Raw genomic sequence first — 21,533 nt, forward strand, 5'->3', positions numbered from 1 at the left:
CTTTTGATTCAATGAGGCTCTGCCGCTTGATAGGTAAGGGCCACAAGCTATCAAAATAAGAGCGGTAATTGTGCCGCTCTTTTCCATTGCTCACTGTCATTACTATGGCGATGAATCGCAAAGGCTGGTGCCGTGCGGTCGTGAAGCCAGCCGGATGGAAACGCATCACTCGATGCGCAACTGCATCCGGCAGTTGCTCAACTCACATTGCCTTGGGCTGGATTTTCAACAGCGAATCACCGTTCTCATTCGCTCTCGTATCCCTTCGCGGCATTGGCAAGATACATTCCCCCGACGCAACGTTTCCGATGTGGAATCTGTAAAAAAAGGACTGGCACGTGCATTTTGTGGATCGTTTGATAGCTTCTTTTCCGCCCGCCTTGCAGCCTCCGGAAGAACTGGTTCGCTACTTTCGCTGGATTGCGTCGCAAGAGCCCGTGAACGATCGCAACTATTCCTTGATTGATCCGTCGCAAACCTCTTCAGAGGTGAGTCTCGAACTGGCGGACAGATGGAGTGACATTACTGCCGATAGGCTGGCGCCTTTTTGCCGCACGGGCGGCGACGGCAGTGTGGCTGCGTTGTGGCGCGACGAAGAGGGTGAGCTTCGCTTCGTGCACCTGGGTTCTGGTTCCGGGTCGATCATGGTCGGCGTGCTCGCTAACAACGCGGTGGACTTTCTGCGGCTGCTCGCCATCGGCTATCAAGAACTTTGCTGGCCCGATCACCTGCCCCTCACGCCCATGGAGGCGTTCATCCACGAAAACGGTGAGCCTGACGAATGGGATGATGATGCAGAGCCGCCAGTCGTTCCGTTGGCGCTGCAGCAATGGCTCCAGCAGGAGTTCGACGCAGACATTCCATTGACCGCGGCCGAGTTGACGGGTGTTCTACCTAGCTACGATAAAGCGGGAGCTTCGGACCCTTTCTACCAATGGATCGCCAAGGTGGAGAACTGGCATGAAGAAAAATAGCGAGGGGCTGAATCGACGGGCGCCAGCTTCTTGAACTGTCACCAGCCCTGATTTCTTACCCCCGATGTACGACCCCATCAAGGACGGCATGGACAAAGCCGTCCGTTTTGTCCGATACATGGTGGAAAAGCCACCGGAGCACCTGTCCGCCTGGGTGCATTGCTACTGGGAACTGCGCACGGAGGTCACGCTGGCGCAGGACTTCCACCTGCGCGCCATTCCCGACGCGTGCGTGAACATTTTGTTCAACCAGGTGGACACCGACATCGCTGGTGTCACCGCGCTGCGCACCACGTATGAAATGCTCAACCTCGGCACGTCGTTCCACTACGTGGGCATTCAGCTGTTGCCCGGTGTGTGGCAGGGCGACCCCGAGGAGATTGCGGACCAGTTCGTCGGCACGCCGTATGGGGGCAGCCTGCCGCTGGTAGCCGTGGGCAGGCAACTGGCGGGCCGCGATTTTGCGGGGATGCGGGACGTTCTGTCAGACCTGTTGCAGAGGTTCATCGACGCCGGGCTGGTGGTCAGCAACGCCGTGACCGCGCGGATATTGGCCGGGCTGGATGACATTCGCACGGTGGCCGACATGGCTGCGGTGGCCGGGCTGTCTTCGCGGCAACTGCAGCGCACGCTCAAGCAGACCACGGGCTTTGCGCCGCACGACCTGCTCAAGGTGCTGCGCATGCAGCAGTCGTTCAAGCAGCACTATCTGCATTTGTATGCGGACCAGTCGCATTACATCCATTCCTTTCGCAAGGCCACCGGCTGCACGCCCGCCCAGTACATCGACCGCTTCGATGTCTGATCGCTGTGTGATCGCTGTGTGATCGCTGTGTGATCGCGGTGTGATCGATATGTGATCCATGTCTGATTTACACAATACGACCTGACTGCAAATTTCTAGACTGGGCGCTTCTTCGTCATCAACTACAAGGAGCGCCATATGGCAACGTCGAATGCAACCGGATGGTTTGATATCTATGTCCACGACATGGACCGGGCCGTCGCCTTTTACGAGAGCGTGCTGCAGCACAAGCTGGAGGCCATCGGCGATCCGACCGGCGAGACGCAGATGAGGGGCTTCCCCACCGACATGGGGGTCTACGGCGCCGGGGGTGCCCTGGTGAAGTCGAGCCATGGCCGGCCGGGCGCAGGTGGGACGTTGGTGTACTTCAGCGTGCAAAACTGTGCACAAGAGGAATTGCGTGTTGCGCCGGCGGGCGGTCAGGTGGTGCGGCCCAAATTCTCGATCGGCGAGTTCGGTTGGGTCACGCTGTGCCAGGACACCGAAGGCAACCTGTTCGGTTTGAGCTCGATGAAGTGAGGCGTAGGTCCTCCCGGTGGAGCAGTCCGCATCGCCTGGGCTGCCAACCCACCTGTCGACTGGGCCAGAGCAGCAGCCCAGCGCGCGTGCATCAGTTGTGGGTGGAGTCCGCAGCGCCGCCCACCGCCCGCATCCCCACCAGCCCCGGCATCGCCCCCCGCATCGCCTCCAGGAACAACCGCAACCGCGCCGGATAAAACCGCGCATACTGGGCGGCTTGCGTTTTAGGCCCACACCAAACTGCCCGCGACTGATCACCCAAAAACCTCTGTACTGATCCAGCATGCCAGGTGTGCGCTGTATTGGAATCGGCTACGCAAATCGAAGACTCGCCATAGTTTCAGATACGGCGAGTGCGGGAACGCAGCAAGCTGCTCTTGGCGCTGCGCATGCAGATTGCGCACGACGCGCCAATTCGTGCAGAAAGTCCCGATTCTCACTTTGTATGACTGGATTGCTACTCTATTTGCTCAATAAGTTTATTCTTGAGAATAATTTCTACATCCCGCCTAATAGCCGTTCCAGCCACGTGCCCAATCACTTGATCTTCAACCTTTTTAAGCTCGCCGTTAGGCCAAACGTCATTGAGGATTTTTTCAACCACCACGCTAGGGTTGGTTAAATTTTCCTTAAAAAATTGGCTTGGCCAAGAACTTGATTGAATGAACTCGTTGAGAGAAACTCCACTTTGTATAGTAAAAACTCTTGGATCAATATTGAAATTTCTTTCAAAATCTGATTTTAAGACATCATCGATATCCGATTGGTATTGCATCTCTCTATCTTGAAGGAGCCATATTTCCTCAATGTTGTTTAGTTCGCTAGAAAATCTATTGCTTGTCCAGTTCTCTGAGCTATGAGTAATAATTAGCAATTCGTCTGAATTGGCGCCAAGTGCTAATAATTTTGCGCTTCTTTTCCAAGTGAGTTGCCCGGCCGCCCTCAGTAAGCCGGCCTGTTCTTCGGACCATGTGGCGAGAGTAATTTTATCAACGGTGGGAATGGCCACGCTACGATCCAGCAAATCAGCTTGCTCACCTGCTAAGACGCCAGCGATACCGCTAATAGAACCACCGTAAAGTCCACCCACGGTAATAACGCCGGCTTGCAGTCCAAAGATACTATCGGTATATTCAATAATCGAGCAGCGCCCGAAAATTGTTCCATCAGTATTTGCCATTGGAGATAGATTTTTGGTGGCCACTTCAAGGTCATTGGTGATCCAGAATGGGGATAATGCAAAACGGCCGGGGCATATGCGGTCAATTAAATCCAATGGAGCGATTTCTCGCCAGTCTCCGGCGCTTATTGTTTTTATTTTTTGGTTGCCACCCTCTTGTGTAAATATGTCGATTTCTAAGGCTGGAGCCAAAGCGCCGACTACTTGTTCCAGTTTTAGTAACGTCTCACTCGTAGTGCTTAAGCCACTAAAAAGATCAAACGAAGATTTTTTGAGTTGAAGCAATTTTTCTTGGTTGAGAAGCCTTACCGATACTTTGGTTCCATGTCGTCGAAGGGCTTCGTCCGGTAGAGGTTTACGCAATATAGGTCGAGATGCTATGCCACTCGCGAAATCCAACACCCAATCCGAGTTTGAATCTTCGATGCTCGCAGTTTGTCGTTTCGTTATAACTTTGACTTGATTTCCTAGCATAAAAACTGCAAAAAAACCTATGCCAAAACGCCCTATAGCTTTGAAACCAGTAGCAGCGAGGCCAGGCCATTCACGAGGCAGTACGGTGTCTTTCCAAAGTGAGCGCCCAAAATCGAGAAGCACGTTCAGCAAAACAAAGCGGCTCATGCCGATGCCAGTGTCGGTAACGTGAAGCCAGTGCTCTCCCTCTCGCTCTTCAAGTTGAACGGTAATGGATCCTTCTTTTCCACCGAGGGCTCCAAGAGCCCGGCTGGCCTCGATAGCATCTCTTGCATTTTGGAGTAGTTCGCGTAAAGCTAGATGGGGCTTTTCACCATACAGTTTAGCCCCACCAAATCGTCCAACTACGGATTTAATATCGCTAATGCGTATAGACGAATCCACCGGATGCCAGCCCTGAGTGGGTACGTTGCGAGAAAATGATTCAGGGCTATGGGCGCCAGCGACTTCTTTCGCGGCAAGTGTCTGGAGATGATTATCCCTTAGCAAATGATCAGCTGCTGAGAGTTCCTTATTTACGAGGCAAGCAGCATCGTAGGCAAGCCACCATGCGTCCTTTTCATTTTCAGGAAATGGACTACCAGAAAAAATAAGCTCCGCGCGCCCTACATCACAGGACGGCTGATTTAAACGTGCTTGGAATCGCCAATGTTCTTGTGAAATTCCGCCAGGTTGGTTGAGAGCAAGTAGTAGACGTGGTGCACGCCTAGAATCGATGTGAGCAGCATCTGCGACTCGCAAAAGAATAGCAACCTTTAATGTATTAACTTTCCACGATGCTGGAGAGATACATACTGGGGGTGTTACAGTTTTAGTGGAAAAATATTCCAACTCATTAGGATTGTACCAGTGGCTTTCTGCGATTTCACCGATGATGTGGCCATATGCTTCACGTAATTCATCATGGGGGAACAGGTGCATTAAATTTCCTACTCCATCACTCCATTTTGCAAATGGGAGCCCACGGGCCCTCTGGGGATGCAGAACACGTAGAGTATCGAAAAGCACGGCTTGGAAACCTGGACTGCCTTCAGTCAGCTGGGTAGTAGAAAAATTACGCTGTGCCGCGGAATCTTGCCATTCCACTGTCTGACGAATTTCATCAATACCACCAGGAAATGCGGCGCGACAATGTGCTGCGTCGTGCATTAAAAATGCACCTCCTAGAACAAGAGCTTCTGCTGCATTTATTTCAAAACTAGGCCCGGCGATTTCAGATGCAACACGCCACAATGCATCAATGTGAGTAATATCATGGAGAGTGAGCGCTGGTAGTTCAGATTGAATTTTTGCTAGCAACAAAACGACGCGATCACGAAAGTCGTTATAAGCCCGACGCAGTATTTCCCGTTGCGGGTTTAAATTATCTGATCGGTTGCCAAAAGCTGTTTGCCACAGACTTGTGTACTCGTACATCTCTTGACTCACTTATATTCCCCTATGTGTGAAAAGACAGTCTCAATTGGCGCTCTGATCAATCGGCAGGGTAGCGCTTCGGAAGCAGGTGGGCAAAGATTCTGAACGCCAGGATGCTGTTGTATCAAGCGGACGCAGCTGTTTTAACTGACATTTGCCGCTTGCTCAACCTTCATCCCACCGCCCGCATCCCCACCAGCCCCGGCATCGCCCCCCGCATCGCCTCCAGAAACAGCCGCAACCGCGCCGGATAAAACCGCGCGTACGGGTACACCAGGTACACCGGCAACGGTGACGCGTGCCAGGTAGGCACCAGGTGCAGCAGGTCTCCGCGGCGCACATCGCCGTCCACGATCCAAGCCGATGAAATGCACGCCCCCAGCCCGGCCAGTGCGGCGCTGCGCAGGGCGTACAGGCTGTCGGTGGCCAGGCGCGGCGTGATGCCGAAGGTGTGGGCCTCGCCGCTGGGCTCGTGGGTCAGCGTCACGTCGCGCCGGTAGAAGGTGCTCAGCGCCAGCCAGGGCAGCGGCTGCAGGTCCTGCGCATGCGCTGGCGTGGCGCGCCCGGCCATGAGGGCGGGGGACGCCAGCACGATGCGCGGTACCTCGGCCAGGCGCACGGCCACGACGGAGGGGTCGTCCACCGCGCCGACCTGGATCGCGCAGTCGATGCCTTCGGCGATGAAGTTCGGGCGCCGGTCGTGCAGCATCCATTCCACATCCACCTCGGGGTAGCGGCGCAGGTAGGCCATCAGCGGAGCAATGAACTGGTCTTGCCCGAAGGCGTGCGGCGCCAGCACGCGCAGGGTGCCGCGCGGGGTGTCGGCCGTGCCGCGCAGGTCGTCCTCCATGGCGCGCCAGTCTTCCAGCAGGGCCTTGGCGTGGTCAAAGCAGCGCTCGCCATCCTTGGTGAGCTTCATCACATGGGTGGACCGCTGCAGCAGCTTGATGCCCAGGCTGCGCTCCAGCGCCTGCAGGCGGCGGCTCACGGTGGGCTGGCTGGTGCCTAGCTGCTGGGCAGCGGCAGACAGGCTGCCGGTTTCGACGATGCGGATGAAGGTCTGCATCAGCTCGATGCGGTCGGCGCCGGGTGGCAGGGCGATGGTCATACGCCAAGCGTATAACAAATCTGCAGCCCAACCCACTACCCAGTGCGTTGCAACACAAGAACAATCGCACCATTCCTTTAGTTGAACAGGTGTCGAGATGTCTTCCATTCAAAACGTGCATGCAAGCCCTGCCATCGGCACCGCGCCGGGGCAGCCGCCGGCCGAGGGGACGGTGAGCGCGCCGCTGTTGCTGCTGCTGGCCACCACGGCGGGGCTGAGCGTGGCGTCGCTGTACTACAGCCAGCCCATGCTGGGCGTGCTGGGGCCGGACATGCAGGCCGACAGCCGGGTGGTGGGCCTCGTGCCCACGCTCACGCAGCTGGGCTACGCGCTGGGCATCTTGCTGCTGGCCCCGCTGGGCGACCGGTACGACCGGCGCCGCATCATCGTCATCAAGTCGGTGGCGCTGATGCTGGCACTGTTGCTCAGCGGCCTGGCGCCCGGCATGGGCGCGCTGCTGGCGGCCAGCCTGGCCGTGGGCCTGGCGGCCACGGTGGCGCAGGACGTGGTGCCCGCTGCCGCCACGCTGGCCCCGGCCGCGCAGCGCGGGCGCATGGTGGGCACGGTGATGACGGGGCTTCTGCTGGGCATCTTGCTGTCGCGCGTGGTCAGCGGCTTTGTGGCGCAGCAGTGGGGCTGGCGCACGGTGTATGTGGCGGCGGCTGTGGCGATTGCGCTGCTGACGGTGGCGGTGTGGCGCGGGCTGCCGCGCTTTGCGCCCACCACGCAGCTGGGCTATGGCGCGCTGATCGGCTCGATGGTGGCCTTGTGGCGCCAGCACAGTGCGCTGCGCCGGGCGGCCTGGGCGCAGGGGCTGCTGGCTGTGGGCTTCAGCGCGTTCTGGTCCACGCTGGCGGTGATGCTGCACAGCCAGTTCCACCTGGGCACGGCCGCCGCCGGGGCGTTTGGCCTGGCGGGGGCGGCGGGTGCCCTGGCTGCCCCGCTGGCCGGGCGGCTGGCCGACAAGCGCGGGCCCGAGGTCGTGACCCGATATGGCGCGGGGTTGGCTGCAGCATCGTTTGCTGCGATGGCGCTGGCGCCCTTGCTGCCCGCCCAGGCGCAGCTGGCGTTGATCGTGGTGAGTGCCATCGGTTTTGACTTCGGCGTGCAGGCCACGCTGGTGGCGCACCAGACCATCGTGTACGGCATCGACCCCGCCGCACGCAGCCGGCTCAATGCGCTGCTGTTCACGGGCATGTTCATCGGCATGTCGGCCGGTGCCGCGCTGGGCAGCCTGGCGCTGGCGCAGTGGGGCTGGCTGGGCGTCGTGGCGTTGGCTACGGTGGGGTCGCTGGCTGCACTGGCGGTGCGGATGGCGGGGCGTGTGCGCTGATGTTTGGGTAAAAAGTGCCTCTACCGCTTGCTGGATAAGCGCTAGCAGCTATCAAAAAAAGAGCGGCCATGGAGCCGCTCTTTGTTTTGGACTGCGCCACGCAGGCCAAGCTGTCGGTGGACCCTGCCACCAAGCCTCAGGAATCAGGCCTCAAGCATCAAGCCTTCTTCACCTCGATGTGATACAGCCCCCAGGGGCACAGGCCAAAGCGTTCCTTCACCGGCTTGTCCTTGAACGCGGGCAGCACGTCGGCGTCGTACACGGCCCACTGCGGGCCCAGGCCGCCCAGGGCCATGGGCTGGCCGTCGATGTGGGTGGCAACGATCATGCGGTACGCCTGCGCGTCGGCCATGCTGATGGTGACGTTGTAGCCGTCCACCGCGCGCAGCACCAGCTGCACCGGGCTGCCTGCGGCCACGCCGGCTGCGGCGAGCACGGTGGTGAGCAGGGGGCCTGTCAGGGTGTGGGGCTTGCTGTCGTACTCCAGCGTGGGCTTGATGCTGATGGCGGTCATGCGCTGCAGGGCGGCGGCGTCCAGCGCGTGGGCGTTGCTGAACTGGATGCCGTGCTTGCCCATCATCTGGTCGATGGCGGGGTCGAGCGCGCCGCGGTTGGGCTTGGCGATGGCTCCGCTGAGGGTCAGCAGCGTGGGGCCGGCGGCAGCCTTGGCTGGCGGGGCGGCGTGGCTGCTGCTGCCCGTGGCAGACCACAGGCTGGCGGTGCCCAAAGTGGCGGTGATGAAGTTGCGTTTGTTCATGTAGATGGGCTCCTCGGTGCAAATGAGGGGCGCATCCTAAGCGCAACCGGCGCCAGCGCCACGCAAAAAATGGCACGCTTCGGCCGCCGCTCCATACGCAGGGTCCACCACCGCCCAGGCTTACGCCGCCTTGTCCACGGCCAGGGGCTGCAGCACGCTCTTGAAGCTGCGGTCCCACAGCGGCGCGACCTGGGCGGGGCCGTCCAGTACGCCCAGCTGCAGGAAGGCATCGGCCACCGCCTGGTGGCCCTTGACCACGCCGTCGTCCACGGGGCGCAGGTCATAGTCGCTGCTGCGGTTGTTCCACAGCTCGATCAGGTCGCCCACCGGTACGCGGGTTTCGGCAGACTGGGCGCGGGCGTAGTCGAGGTAGTTGCTGTTGGCCCACAGGTAGGCACGGCGCAGGCGCTGCAGGTAGTCGCTGATGGCGGCGTGGCGGGCCGGGTCTTCCACCGCGCGCGGGTTGGCGTAGATGGGGAAGTTGCCCGACAGGTACCCCTGGCCCGTCTTGAGCACGCGTGCGCCGTAGCGCAGTCGCGCCAACTGGCCGTTGTAGCCGTAGATGGCCCAGGCATCCAGGTCGCCCCGGTCAAAGGCCGACAGCCCATCGGCCGGCGTGAGGTTGATGGCATTGATGTCGGCAAACGACAGGCCCGCCTCGGCCAGCTGCCGGCTCAGGTAGTAGTGCGACGTGGTGGCGCGCACATAACCCACGCGCTTGCCATTGAGGTCGGCGATGCGCTGGATGGGTGCGTCCTTGCGGGCCAGCGTGACCTGGTTATTGAGGTCTTCGCGCACCACGGCGATGAAGCGCACCTGGGCTTTTTGCCGCGCGGCGAACAGGGCCGGGATCTCGCTGCCCGAGCCCAGGTCCAGCGCGTCGCCATTCAGCGCCTCGATGTGCAGCACGCCGTTGTTCAGCTCGCGCCATTCGATGCGGTAGGGCGTGTTGCCCTGGCCGGACGCAGCGATGAGGGCGCGCCACAGGCCCTTGTAGGTGCCGATGCGCAGGGTCACTTTGAAGAGGTCGGGGCCAGGCGGGGCGGCCAGCGCGGGCACGCCCGCCGTGGCAGCCCAGGCGGTGGCGCCCAGGCCGGCCTGGATGAGGTGGCGGCGGTTGAGTGTGGGGGTGGAGTCGCGGTGCATGGTGGTCGGGCCTTTTATGGGTCGGTGGGCAGGAGGAGAGGGGTTGTGTGGTGTGGCTGCGAGATTCCGCCAAGCCCGGCCTGCGCGCAAAGACCTTTGCGTAGCATCGTTATGCGTGAAACGCAGCACCCAGCGCGGTGCATGCCCGCGGTGGTCGCGGCGTGGCGCTGGTTCATGACAAAACCGTATGTGGTCACGCGGATTTCTTCGTTGGCGCGGCGGCGGGGCGCTTCTAAGGTGGGCGGGTCCCTGCATTCCAATCCCCACCGATACCGAAAGCCACCGCCATGTCCGCCGTCCTCAAACCCCTGCCCACCGCCCAGCTCGCCCTCAACCCCGCGCCCCAGCGCAAGGACTGGTTCGACGCCCCGGTGGCGCGCCCCACGGTGGAGGCCGAGCGCCGCCACCGGCAGGAGACGCTGGCCGTGGCCTTCCGGCTGTTTGCGCAGCAGGGCTTCAACTACGGGCTGGCCGGTCACATCACCGCGCGCGACCCGGAGTGGACCGACCACTTCTGGGTGAACCCGCTGGGCCTGCATTTCTCGCAGATCAAGGTGTCCGACCTGCTGCTGGTCAATGCTGCCGGCGAGATCGTGGTGGGCCAGGGCCCGCTGAACCGCGCGGCCTTCGCCATCCACGCCGCGCTGCACGAGACGCGGCCGGACATCGTGGCTGCCGCGCACACGCATTCGACCTACGGCAAGGCCTGGTCGTCGCTGGGCCGCAAGCTTGATGCGCTCACGCAGGACTCGTGCATCTTTTATGAAGACCACGCGCTGTTCGACGACTTCACCGGCGTGGTGCTGGAGACCGACGAAGGCTTTCGCATCGGCGAAGCCCTGGGCGCGCAAAAGGCCGTGATCCTGCAGAACCACGGCATCCTGACCGCAGGCCCGTCGGTGGAGGCCGCCGCGTGGTGGTACATCGCGCTCGAGAACGCCTGCCAGGCCCAGCTGCTGGCCGAAGCCGCCGGCACCCCCAAGCCCATCCCGCACGAGATCGCGCAGCGCACGCACTCGCAGATCGGCGGGCCGGGTGGTGCGCAGTTCGCGTTCAAGAGCCTGTTCGACATCATCGTGCGCGACCAGCCCGAGGTGCTGCAGTGAATGCGCCACTGACGTGGGGGCAGGCCGCACGCGCGCTGGCGGTGGAGTTCGGTGCGCGCGCCGCGGTGCACGACCGCGACGCGAGCTTTCCGCACGCCAACTTTTACGGGCTGCAGCAGGCCGGCCTGCTGGCCCTGGCCGCGCCGCGGTCGCTGGGCGGGCAGGGTGCGTCGGCCGCGCAGCTGGCCGAGGTGATCGGCGCCATCGGCCAGGGCTGCCCGGCCACGGCGCTGGTGCTGACCATGCAGTACATCCAGCAGCGCGGCATGGGCCGCCCTGGCTCGCCCTGGCCGCAGGCACTGGCGCAGCAGCTGGTGAATGAATCGGTGCATGAGGTGTCGCTGATCAACGCACTGCGCGTGGAGCCCGAGCTGGGCTCGCCCGCGCGCGGCGGGCTGCCAGCCACGGTGGCGCGGCACACGGCCGAGGGCTGGCGCATCAGCGGGCACAAGGTGTATTCGACCGGCGCGCCCATCCTGCGTTGGTACGTGGTGTGGGCCCGCACGGACGAGGACGCGCCGCGCACCGGCGCCTTCCTGGTGCGAGCGGGGCTGCCCGGCATCCGCATCGAGGAAACCTGGGACCACCTGGGCCTGCGCGCCAGCGGCAGCCACGATGTGCACCTGCACGATGTGCTGATCCCCCACGCACACGCACTGGACCTTCGCCTGCCGCAGGACTGGGCGCGCGGCGAGCCCGCCATGCAGGCCGAGATGACGGTGATGCTGGCTGCGCTGTACACCGGCGTGGCACGCGCCGCGCGCGACTGGCTGGTGCAGTTCCTGCGCGAGCGCGTGCCCGCCAGCCTGGGCGCGCCGCTGGCGACCTTGCCCCGCGCGCAAGAGGCCGTGGGCCGCATCGAAGGCCTGCTGCTCACCAACGACCGCCTGATCGCCAGCCTGGCCCACGACCTGGATGCCGGCACGCTGGTGCCCACCGTGGATAGCGGCCTGGTGAAGGCCCTGACCACGCGCAACGCCATCGAGGCCGTGCAGGCCGCGCTGGAGCTGACCAGCAACCACGGCCTGGCCCGCAAGAACCCGCTGGAGCGCCACCTGCGCGATGTGCTGTGCGGCCGGGTGCACACGCCGCAGGACGACAGCGCCTATGTTGCCGCGGGCCGCGGGCCGCAGGGCGCTGGCCGTGGGGGCCGCATGAGCGCGGTGCTGGCTGCGCATGATTCTGGCAGTTGCAATGTCGACGCAGCTGCCGACCGCTGGGTCGTCCTGAACCAGACAGGCCCCGAGGCCGACGCGCTACTGGCGGACACTGGCCTGCCCATCGTGCTTACCACCGACAACGCCGCCGTGCCCGCCTGGGAGCGCGCCGCTGATGTGGACATCCTCTTCACCGGCCCGCGCAACGGCTGGCGCCATGCGCCGGCCACCGCACCCGCAGGCTGGCCCGGGCGGTTGAAATGGGTGCATGTGGCATCTGCAGGCATCGACTTCTTTCCGCCGTGGCTGCTGCAGGTGCCGCAGGTCACCTGCTCGCGCGGCGTGGCGGCCGTGCCCATTGCCGAGTACGTGCTGACCGCGCTGCTGACGCACCAGCGCACATGGGACACGCTGCAGGTATCTGGCGCCAGGCCGTGGCGCGAGACCTTTGCGCGGGTGGACCAGCAACTGCCCGGCACGCTGCAGGGGCGGGCCCTGGGCATCGCGGGCTACGGCGCCATCGGACGCGAGGTGGCGCGGCTGGCGCAGGCCTTCGGCATGCAGGTGACGGTGCTGCGCCGCGGCGGAGCGCAGGTGCAGGGCGATGATGGTGTGCGCACCGCCCCCTCCATCGAGAAGCTGCTCGCGGCCTCGGACCACTTGGTGCTGGCGCTGCCCATCACCACGCAGACCTACCAACTGATCAATGCCGCCACCCTGGCTCACGCGCGGCCGGGGTTGCATCTGGTGAACATTGCGCGCGGTGCCCTGGTGGACCAGCAGGCGTTGCTGCATGCGCTGGACAGCGGGCGCCTGTCGGGCGCCACGCTGGACGTGACCGACCCCGAACCGTTGCCCGACGGCCACCCGCTGTACAGCCACCCGCGCGTGCGGCTCACGCCCCATGTGTCGTGGGCGGCGCAGGGCGCAGCGCAGCTGACGGCCCGGAAGTTCGTCGCCAACCTGGCGCGCCATGTGGCGGGGGAGCCGCTGGAAGACGTGGTGGATGGGGCGCGGGGCTACTGATGCCAGGTCGCGCGGGCGGGCAGAGTCCGCACGCGGCCAATGCCCGGCATGCGAAAACCGCATATGGATGGTCGCAAGCCTTCGTTGGTGGAGCGCGGGCCGGGTGATGCAATGGCAGCCAGAGTCCCTTCGACAGTGCCAAACCCATTTCACACCCGACCACCATGCTGCGCCGCCAATTCCACCATCTGCTGACTGCTTCTGTTGCCGCCAGTTCGTTCCTCTCGCCCGTGCTCACCCACGCCCAGCAGCGCGTGTTGCTGCGTGCAGGCGACCAGAAGGGCGGGCTGCAGGCCCTGCTTGACGCTGCGGGCGAACTGAAGAACCTGCCCTACGATATCAAGTGGAGCGAGTTCCCGGCCGCCGCGCCGCTGGCCGAGGCGCTCAACGCCAACGCCGTGGACTTCGGACCCATCGGCGATGCGCCGCTGCTGTTCACCCTGGCCGCGGGCAGCCGGGTCAAGGCGTTTGCGGCCAACCGGTCGGATGCGTACGGCACCGCCGTGCTGGTGGCGCCCAACTCGCCGCTCAAGACGGCGGCCGACCTCAAGGGCAAGAGCATCGCCACCAACCGCGGCTCCATCGGCCACTTCGTCACGCTCAAGGTGCTCGAATCCGCCGGGCTCAAGGCCGACGACGTGCAACTGCGCTTCATCCCGCCGCCAGACGCCAAGCTTGCGCTCACGCAGGGCTCGGTGGACGCCTGGGCCACGTGGGAGCCCTACACCGCGCTGGCCGAAACCAGCGGCCATGCGCGCGTGCTGGTCAGTGGCCGGGGGCTGTGGACGGGCCTGTCTTTCCTGGCCGCCACCGACGCGGCGCTGGCCGAAAAACGCGCCGTGCTGCAGGACTTCAAGGAGCGCGTGGCACGGGCGCAGGTCTGGTCGTACCAGAACTCCAAATCTTTTGGCCAGTCGCTGGCCCGCATCGTCGGCATCCCGGCCGACGCAGCGCAACTGCAGTTCGACCGCCGCGCCACCCGCTGGCAGGACATCGACGCGCAGGTGCTGGCGGACCAGCAGAAGACGGCCGACTTCTACCTGGCGGCGGGGCTCATCAAACAGCGGCTGGATGTGCGGGGCACGTTCGATACGAGCTTCAATACAGGTAAGGGCTGAGCGAGACGTCTGCGACGCGTTCTTCGTGAAGCAGGTCTCCTCGCTTTTCGGGCGGGGCTTGGTGGGGCGCACTGCGAGGCTTCGACAAGCTCAGCCCGAACGGGTGGGGGTGAGGGGTCATCGGCCGAGGGCCATCCCCGCCCATTCGCGCTAAGTCTGTCGAAGTGGCGCTCCCAACGCCACCCGCTCAGTGAAGGGGCAACCATCGACCGAACCGCGGCCCAGACCTTCAACCCCCGGGGTGCATGGCGCACGGCACAAGCACCCTTGCCCCAGCCGCACCACAATCGGGTCCTATGACCTCTTCCTCGACGATGCTGCGGCTGATCAGCCTGGCGGCCTTTTGCAGCATGGCGTCCATGCGCGTGTGCGACCCGATGCTGGTGGCGCTGTCCCTCGAATACAAGATCACCACCGGCGATGCCTCTGCCGTCATCGCCGCGTTTGCCGTGGCCTACGGAGTGCTGCAGCTGGTGTACGGCCCGCTGGGCGACCGCATCGGCAAGGTGCGCGTGATCATCGGCGCCACGGCGGCCTGTGCGGTGTTCAGCGCCGTCACTGCGCTGTCGCAGAGCTTCACGCTGCTGGTGGTGGCGCGTGCCGCCATGGGCGCGGCCGCGGCGGGGATCATTCCGCTTTCGATGGCCTGGATCGGTGACGAGGTGGCCTACGAGCAGCGGCAGGAAACCCTGGCGCGCCTCATGGTGGCCACCGTCACCGGGATGATGGCGGGCCAGTGGTTTGGCGGCTTTGCCACCGAAACGCTGGGCTGGCGCGCCGCGCTGGGCGCCTTGGCCGTGCTGTTCTTTGCCGCCGCCACGATGCTGCTGCGCCATGCACGCGCCAGCGGGGCACTGCGGCCTGCCGCCGCGCCGGGCGCACCCGCCTTCTCTCTGGGTAGTTACCTCGCCGGCACGATGGCGCTGCTGCGCATCGAGCGTGTGCGCTGGGTGCTGACGGTGGTGGCCATCGAGGGGGCGCTCGCGTTCGGCACGCTGGCTTTTGTGCCGGCGCGCATGGTCGATGGCTTCGGCTTGTCGGCCGCCGCAGCCGGGGGCGTGATGGTGCTGTACGGCGTGGGCGGCCTGATCTACAGCGTGTTCGCGCGCCGCTGGCTGGCCGCGCTGGGCGAGCGGGGCCTGGCCATCACGGGCGCCACGCTGATCGCCGTGGGCCTGCTGTCGCTGGCCTGGGCCCCGGCGGTGGGCTGGGCGATGCTGGGCTGCTTCATGGCGGGCATCGGCTTTTACATGCTGCACAACACGCTGCAGGTGCAGGCCACGCAAATGGCACCGCAGGCGCGGGGCGCGGCGGTGACCATGTTCGCGTGCCTGCTGTTCCTGGGCCAGTCCACGGGTGTCTTGATCGTGGCGTTCAGCGTCGACCGGGGCTGGCTGCCGCCCGTGTTCTCGGTGGCGGCGCTGGGCGTGTTCGTGCTGGGCCTGCTGGTCTCGCGCCGGGTGCAGGCGCGCGGGGCCGTGGCTGCAGGCGCCTGAGGCGCAAGGCCCCGGCGGGGCCCCCTTGTCCGCCACCGCTGGGGGATACCCGCAGACCTTCGGCCTGCAGGGTTTTCGCTTGTAGACTCCGAGAGGACCGTGTGCGGTGGCAGGCCCAGTGGGCAGGCACCAGGCGCACTCGGCCCCGCCCTGGCTGCAGCGCACCTGCGGGCCACTCCCCACTTTGGATCATCCACTACGACACAGACTCCGGGCCGACCTTTTTGCCATGACCGATTCCTTCCCGCCCGCATCCCTTGGATTTCCGCACGCCGCTGGCGTGATGAGCGACAAGATCCGGCACTACGACTGGACCCGCCACGCGCTGGGCCCCGCCGAGGGCTGGCCGCGGGCGCTGCGGTTTGCGGTGGAGATGGTGCTGTCGTCGGACTTTCCCAAGTGCCTGATGTGGGGCGAGGACCGCTACTGCTTCTACAACGATGCATTCCGCACCATCCTGGGCGACAAGCCCGACGCACTGGGCCGCCCGGTGCAGGAGGTGTGGAGCGAGGTGTGGGATGTGATCGGCCCCATCGTGGACAAGGCGTTCCAGGGCGAGTCCACCTTTGTCGAGGACTTTCCGCTCACCATCAACCGCCACGGCTACAGCGAAGAGGCGTACTTCACCTTCTGCTACAGCCCGGTGCGCGACGACAACGGCGCCGTGGTCGCCATGATGGACACGGTGATCGAAACCACCGGCAAAGTGGCAGCCGAGCGGCGCTTGCGCGAGGCCGCAGCGTCGCTGGAGCAGCAGGTGGCCGAGCGCACGGCCGACCGCAACCGCCTGTGGCTCGGCTCGGACGCGCTGCTGATGGTCACGCGCTTCGACGGCCACATCGTGGCGGTGAACCCGGCCTGGACGTCGGTGCTGGGCTGGACGGAGCAAGAAACCGTGGGCCGGCCCGTGCAGGCCTTTGCCCACCCGGAGGACGAGCCCACGCTGGTGCGCGAGCTTCAGTCGCTGCAAAAGGGCGCGCCCAAACGCCAGGGCACGCTGCGCTACCGCCACCGTGACGGCACCGACCGCTGGGTGGCCTGGACCGCCGCGCCGGCCGATGGCTTCGTGCAGGCCGTGGGCCGCGACGTGACCGAGGAGCGCGCCCAGGCCGAGGCCCTGCGCAGCGCCGAAGAACAATTGCGGCAGAGCCAGAAGATGGAAGCGCTGGGGCAGCTCACGGGCGGCATCGCGCACGACCTGAACAACATGCTGCAGGGCATCGTCCTGCCGCTGCAGATCATCCGCCAGCGCATCGCCCAGGGCCGCGAGGAAGAGGCGGGCAAATACATCGACGCCGGCCTGGCCGCCGCCAAGCGCGCAGCGGCGCTCACGCAGCGGCTGCTGGCGTTCTCGCGCCGCCAGCCACTCGACTCTCGGGCGGTGGACTTGGGCGCGTCGCTGAGCAGCCTGGAGACCATCGTGCGCAGCACCTGCGGCGAAAACATCACGCTGCAGATGTCGCTGCAGCCGGACCTGTGGCCGGCGTACACCGACGTTCACCAGTTCGACAACGCGGTGCTGAACCTGTGCATCAATGCCCGCGACGCCATGCCCGACCGGGGCACCCTGCGCATCGCAGCCGACAACGTGCAGTTGCAGGCATCGGGCGACGACTCGGTGCTGGGCCTGGACGCTGGCGACTATGTGCGCGTGGCGGTGAGCGACACCGGCACCGGCATGCCGGCCGATGTGATGGCCCGCGCGTTCGACCCGTTCTTCACCACCAAGCCGCTGGGGCAGGGCACGGGTCTGGGACTGTCGATGATCTACGGCTTCATGCGGCAGTCCGGCGGCATGGCGGTGCTGGAGAGCACCGTGGGGCAGGGCACGCGCGTGTCGCTGTACTTTTGCCGGTCGCGCGCCGAAGCCGCTGCCGAACGGGCCGAGCCTGCCACCCCGCTCACCAGCCCGCGCCGCCCGGACTCGGCCCTGGTGGTGGAAGACGACGACACCGTGCGCGCGCTGGCGGTGGAGCTGCTGCGCGACAACGGCTTTTACGTGATGGAGGCCGCGTCGGGCAGCGCGGCCATGGCCTTGTTGTCGGGCGCTGTGCATTTCGATTTGCTGCTGTCCGACGTGGGGCTACCCGGGCCTAACGGCCGCCAGGTGGCCGACTACGCGCGCGAAAAGCTGCCCGCCATCAAGATCATCCTCATGACGGGCTACGCCGAGCAGGCGGCCATGAACCCGCAGTTCCTGGGCACGCAGATGGAGCTGCTGGTCAAGCCGTTCGATGCGCAAGCGCTGGTCAACAAGGTGCATGCGGTGATGGGGACGGGCGGGTAGGCTGGGGCGCTGTCGGGGGCGCAACGGCGCTGACCTGTCGGACTCCGATCCGTGCGTGCCTGGCGCTGGCCCAACGGGCCGGTGTGTTCATGTTTGAACTGGTGTGCCCGCCTGTGAGCTGAAATGCTGCCTACCGTGCATCTAGTAAGCGCTGCAAGCTATCAATAATATAGCAAGCGCAGCCGCTAGCACTGTTCATATAAGCGTCAGGTCTAACCAATCGATTTTTCTATCGTTTGAGATATGAGGCTTCGCCGATACATTTCCTGCATCCCTTTTTTTCACTGACATGGGCGCCGCAGCGGGTTGACAACAGCCTGTGCGGCGCTCTGGCATTTCCATGATCGATTTACGGGGTATCACCCAAACCTACCAGGGCTCACAAGGCCCGGTCGAGGCCTTGAAGGGCATTGACCTGCACATCACGTCCGGCGAAGTGTTCGGCATCATCGGCAAAAGCGGCGCGGGTAAAAGCTCGCTGGTGCGCGTCATCAACCTGCTCAACCGCCCGACCACGGGCCAGGTCATCGTGGATGGCCGCGACCTGACCCAGCTGAACGATGCGCAGCTGCGCGAAGCCCGCCGCGACATCGGCATGGTGTTCCAGCACTTCAACCTGCTGTCGTCGCGCACCGTGTTCGACAACGCTGCGCTGCCGCTGGAGCTGGCCGGCATGGACAAGGCGGCCATCCGCGAACGCGTGAACCCGCTGCTGGAGCTGGTGGGCCTGTCGGCCCTGGCAGACCGCTACCCCGCGCAGATCAGCGGCGGCCAAAAGCAGCGCGTGGGCATTGCGCGCGCGCTGGCCAGCCGGCCCAAGGTGCTGCTGAGCGACGAAGCCACGTCCGCGCTGGACCCGGAGACCACGCGCTCCATCCTGGACCTGCTGCGCCAGGTCAACCGCGAGCTGGGCCTCACCGTGGTGCTCATCACGCACCAGATGCAGGTCATCAAGCAGGTGGCCGACCGAGTGGCCGTGATCGAGGCCGGCCGCATCGTGGAGCAGGGCCGCGTGCTGGAGGTCTTCACCCGCCCGCAGCAACCCATCACCAAGAGCCTGATCGACGAGATCCTGCCGCAAGAGCTACCCGCGAGCGTGCTCGGCCACGTGCGCAAGCTCGCCAGCCAGCTGGGCGCCGGGCGCACGGGCCGGCTGCTGCGCCTGTCGTACGCCGGTGACAGCGCCTACCAGCCCATCCTGTCGCAGCTGATCCGCGAGTTCGGCGTGGACATGAGCATCCTGCACGGCCAGGTGGACGAGATCCAGGACGAGACCTTCGGCTCGCTGGCCGTGTACGCGAGCGGCGAGGCAGAGCGCCTGTCCGGCGCCGTGGCGCACCTGCGCGCGGGCGGTGTCGAGGTCGAAGAAGTCGCTGTGGCAGGCTGAAAGCAGAGGAAACAACCATGTTCAACAACTTCACCCCCGCCATGCTCGACCTGTTCGCGTCCTCGCTGTGGGAGACGCTCATCATGGTCGGCATCTCCGGCATCGTCGGCGGCCTCATCGGCGTGCCGCTGGGCGTCTTCCTGCGGCTGACGGACCACGGCGGCGTGCTGGAAAACGGCCCCACCAACAAGCTGGTTGGCTGGCTGGTCAATGCCGTGCGGTCCACGCCATTCATCATCTTGCTGGTGGCGATCATTCCGTTTACGCGCTTCATCACCGGCTCGTCCATCGGCACGGCCGCCGCCGTGGTGCCCCTGACCATCGCCGCCGCGCCGTTCGTGGCACGCCTGGTCGAAGCCGCACTGCGTGAGGTCGACCACGGCCTGGTCGAAGCCGCCCAGGCCATGGGCGCCACCACCAGCCAGATCGTCTGGAAGGTGCTGCTGCCCGAGGCACTGCCCGGCATCGTCGCCGGCCTGACTATCACCTTCGTCAGCCTGACGGGCTACTCGGCCATGGCCGGCGCCATCGGCGGCGGCGGCCTGGGCGACCTGGGCATCCGCTACGGCTACCAGCGCTTCTTGCCCGAGATCATGTTGGCCGTGGTGCTGGTGCTGATCTTCTTCGTGCAGGCCGTGCAGAGCCTGGGCGACTGGGCGGTGCGCAGGCTGAGCCACCGGTGAGGGTGGGGCCGGTGCCAGCCACCTTGTAGGCTTCCCAGGCATGCGGGTCCGACGCGTTGTCTTCGCCTGCATCGCAGGGGTGGCGGCTTTCGCTCTGGTAGCTGCGGCTGTGGGTGAGTTACTCAGTCATCCTGCCCAGGGGCAGATCGGCCCCCCACCGCACGATTTTCCGGCGCAGGCATTTTTGGCGTACACGCCCGCCGGGCACGCCCTGGCCGGTTGGCTGACCAGCGGACGTCCTGGCAAGGGCGCGGTGCTGCTGCTGCACGGTGTGCGGGCAGACAGAACGCAGATGCTGGCCCGCGCGCGGTTTCTGAACCGCAGCGGGTATGCCACCCTGTTGATCGACTTGCCTGCGCACGGCGAGAGCGCCGGTGACCGCATTACCTTCGGTGCGCGCGAAGCGGCGGGCGTCGTGACAGCTTTGGATTTCTTGCGGCGCGAGTTCCCTGGCGAGCCAGTGGGCGTGATCGGCGTGTCGCTCGGGGCGGCCTCCACCGTGCTCGCAGCGCCGACGCCACCGCCCGACGCAGTCATTCTGGAGTCGATGTACCCCACCATCGATGACGCGGTGGCCAACCGTTTGACCTCGCGCCTGGGCGCGTGGGGCGCCTACCTGGCGCCACCGCTGCTGTGGCAATTCCCGCTCCGGGCCGACGTGCATGTCAGCCAGTTGCGCCCTGTGGAGGCGGTGCACCGCCTGGGCTCGCCGGTTCTCATCATGGGTGGCACGCAAGACCCGTCCACGCCCTGGGCAGAAACCGAGCGCATCTTTGCCGCCGCCTCGCAGCCCAAGGAGCTGTGGCGCGTGGAAGGGGCCGGGCATGTGGACCTGCATGCGTTTGGGCCCGCTGCGTATGAGGACACGGTGCTGCGGTTTCTGGCCCGGCACATGCCAGCGCGGTAACGGGCATTTCGCCGCCGGTGGGTGCCCGGACCGCCCGCCCGCCCGTCGGAGGTGTTGCGCATTCCTCCCAAGACCGTTTCCGAGCCACTACCATCGCCCATCCCTCGACTCCTGATCACCAGCCCATGACTACCCTTAACCCCGCCCCGTCCGACGAATGCGCCCAGTTGCGCACTGCCCTGCTAGGCCTGCACCGCACCTTGGTGGACCTTGAGCGGCGCGACTATGAGAAGCAACACGGCCAGCAGTCTGCGGGGCAGTTTCTGCAGCTCATGGCGTACGACGAGTCCATGCGGTGGCTGGAGCCGTTGAGCCGGTTGATCGTGATGCTGGACGAGGCACTGGACGCGCAAGGCAAGGGCACTGACAGCGTCGCCCCCACGGTGGTCGCGCAGCGGGTGCGCGACCTGCTGCGGCTCAACCGGGAGGAGCCTGGAGAGTTTGGTGCGCGGTACCTTCACCACTTTGACCAGTCGCCCGACCTGGCGGTGGAGCACGCGGGACTGCTGCGTGCGTTGAATCGCTGAACCGCTAACTTGCCGCGCTATGCAGCGGCAGGCGCATCTGTTGGGGTCCGCAAGAAGCCTCGCCGAAACCGGTGTCGCGCCGCGCGACCTCTCGGTACGAGCGTGCAGCAAGGCACGGCACGCCCGG

16 protein-coding genes and 2 pseudogenes are annotated in these 21,533 nt (G+C 64.8%); 14 read left to right on the forward strand and 4 right to left on the reverse strand.

Features of this window, described 5'->3' with window-relative positions; genetic code table 11:
- Positions 1-338 precede the first annotated feature (338 nt).
- The 3 genes from ASF16_RS26565 (at position 339) to ASF16_RS14595 (ending at position 2,298) form a co-directional block, all read left to right on the forward strand.
- Positions 339-974: a hypothetical protein gene (locus ASF16_RS26565; RefSeq protein ID WP_200926906.1), complete on the forward strand. Its 636-nt coding sequence runs from the start codon at positions 339-341 to the stop codon at positions 972-974.
- Between the two features lie 64 nt (positions 975-1,038).
- Positions 1,039-1,779: an AraC family transcriptional regulator gene (locus tag ASF16_RS14590; protein WP_056168334.1), complete on the forward strand. Its 741-nt coding sequence runs from the start codon at positions 1,039-1,041 to the stop codon at positions 1,777-1,779.
- Positions 1,780-1,917: 138 nt separating this feature from the next.
- Positions 1,918-2,298, forward strand: a complete 381-nt coding sequence (locus tag ASF16_RS14595) for a VOC family protein (protein ID WP_056168337.1) — start codon at positions 1,918-1,920, stop codon at positions 2,296-2,298.
- 457 nt (positions 2,299-2,755) lie between these two features.
- Here the strand turns inward: ASF16_RS14595 and ASF16_RS25500 are convergent, their stop codons facing one another.
- Both ASF16_RS25500 and ASF16_RS14600 read right to left on the reverse strand, forming a co-directional pair.
- Entirely contained in the window at positions 2,756-5,368 is a 2,613-nt protein-coding gene (locus tag ASF16_RS25500; protein WP_082516983.1) for an ATP-binding protein, read from the reverse strand.
- A 172-nt stretch (positions 5,369-5,540) separates the two neighbouring features.
- Positions 5,541-6,476, reverse strand: a complete 936-nt coding sequence (locus tag ASF16_RS14600; RefSeq protein ID WP_056168340.1) for a LysR family transcriptional regulator — start codon at positions 6,474-6,476, stop codon at positions 5,541-5,543.
- A 97-nt stretch (positions 6,477-6,573) separates the two neighbouring features.
- Between ASF16_RS14600 and ASF16_RS14605 the strand changes: the two genes are divergently transcribed.
- A complete protein-coding gene (locus ASF16_RS14605) occupies positions 6,574-7,809 on the forward strand; it encodes an MFS transporter (protein WP_056168342.1) in 1,236 nt (411 codons plus the stop codon).
- Between the two features lie 157 nt (positions 7,810-7,966).
- Here ASF16_RS14605 and ASF16_RS14610 read toward each other — a convergent pair whose 3' ends face one another.
- Together ASF16_RS14610 and ASF16_RS14615 are read right to left on the reverse strand one after the other, a co-directional pair.
- Positions 7,967-8,566, reverse strand: a complete 600-nt coding sequence (locus tag ASF16_RS14610) for a hypothetical protein (protein WP_056168345.1) — start codon at positions 8,564-8,566, stop codon at positions 7,967-7,969.
- 120 nt (positions 8,567-8,686) lie between these two features.
- Positions 8,687-9,712 carry an ABC transporter substrate-binding protein gene (locus ASF16_RS14615; RefSeq protein ID WP_056168347.1) on the reverse strand — a complete coding sequence of 342 codons (1,026 nt, stop codon included), beginning with the start codon at positions 9,710-9,712 and terminating at the stop codon, positions 8,687-8,689.
- 287 nt (positions 9,713-9,999) lie between these two features.
- Here ASF16_RS14615 and ASF16_RS14620 point away from each other — a divergent pair, with 287 nt between their 5' ends.
- The 10 genes and pseudogenes from ASF16_RS14620 to ASF16_RS14665 all read left to right on the forward strand — a co-directional run bounded on the left by ASF16_RS14620 (position 10,000) and on the right by ASF16_RS14665 (position 21,406).
- Positions 10,000-10,818 carry a class II aldolase/adducin family protein gene (locus ASF16_RS14620; protein ID WP_056168349.1) on the forward strand — a complete coding sequence of 273 codons (819 nt, stop codon included), beginning with the start codon at positions 10,000-10,002 and terminating at the stop codon, positions 10,816-10,818.
- Positions 10,815-11,954: pseudogene (locus ASF16_RS27170) on the forward strand (acyl-CoA dehydrogenase family protein); the annotation flags it as partial. The gene ASF16_RS14620 and the pseudogene ASF16_RS27170, both read left to right, overlap by 4 nt.
- Positions 11,955-12,443: 489 nt before the next feature.
- A pseudogene (locus ASF16_RS27175) lies at positions 12,444-13,001 on the forward strand (NAD(P)-dependent oxidoreductase); the annotation flags it as partial.
- A 164-nt stretch (positions 13,002-13,165) separates the two neighbouring features.
- Complete coding sequence (locus ASF16_RS14635; RefSeq protein ID WP_056168352.1) at positions 13,166-14,119, forward strand: ABC transporter substrate-binding protein; 954 nt, start codon at positions 13,166-13,168, stop codon at positions 14,117-14,119.
- A 296-nt stretch (positions 14,120-14,415) separates the two neighbouring features.
- Complete coding sequence (locus ASF16_RS14640; protein ID WP_235507380.1) at positions 14,416-15,615, forward strand: MFS transporter; 1,200 nt, start codon at positions 14,416-14,418, stop codon at positions 15,613-15,615.
- Between the two features lie 229 nt (positions 15,616-15,844).
- Complete coding sequence (locus ASF16_RS14645) at positions 15,845-17,902, forward strand: PAS domain-containing sensor histidine kinase (protein ID WP_056168355.1); 2,058 nt, start codon at positions 15,845-15,847, stop codon at positions 17,900-17,902.
- 340 nt (positions 17,903-18,242) lie between these two features.
- On the forward strand, positions 18,243-19,289 hold the full coding sequence (locus ASF16_RS14650) for a methionine ABC transporter ATP-binding protein (RefSeq protein WP_056168356.1): 1,047 nt from the start codon (positions 18,243-18,245) through the stop codon (positions 19,287-19,289).
- A gap of 17 nt (positions 19,290-19,306) precedes the next feature.
- On the forward strand, positions 19,307-19,972 hold the full coding sequence (locus ASF16_RS14655; protein WP_056168360.1) for a methionine ABC transporter permease: 666 nt from the start codon (positions 19,307-19,309) through the stop codon (positions 19,970-19,972).
- 184 nt (positions 19,973-20,156) lie between these two features.
- Positions 20,157-20,879, forward strand: coding sequence for an alpha/beta hydrolase (locus ASF16_RS14660; protein ID WP_235507381.1), 723 nt, complete (start codon positions 20,157-20,159; stop codon positions 20,877-20,879).
- Between the two features lie 125 nt (positions 20,880-21,004).
- The gene (locus ASF16_RS14665; protein ID WP_056168364.1) at positions 21,005-21,406 is read left to right on the forward strand and encodes a hypothetical protein; all 402 of its coding nucleotides are present in this window, start codon (positions 21,005-21,007) and stop codon (positions 21,404-21,406) included.
- Positions 21,407-21,533 lie beyond the last annotated feature (127 nt).

This window comes from Acidovorax sp. Leaf78 (assembly GCF_001422735.1).
Taxonomy (GTDB): Bacteria; Pseudomonadota; Gammaproteobacteria; order Burkholderiales; family Burkholderiaceae_C; genus Acidovorax.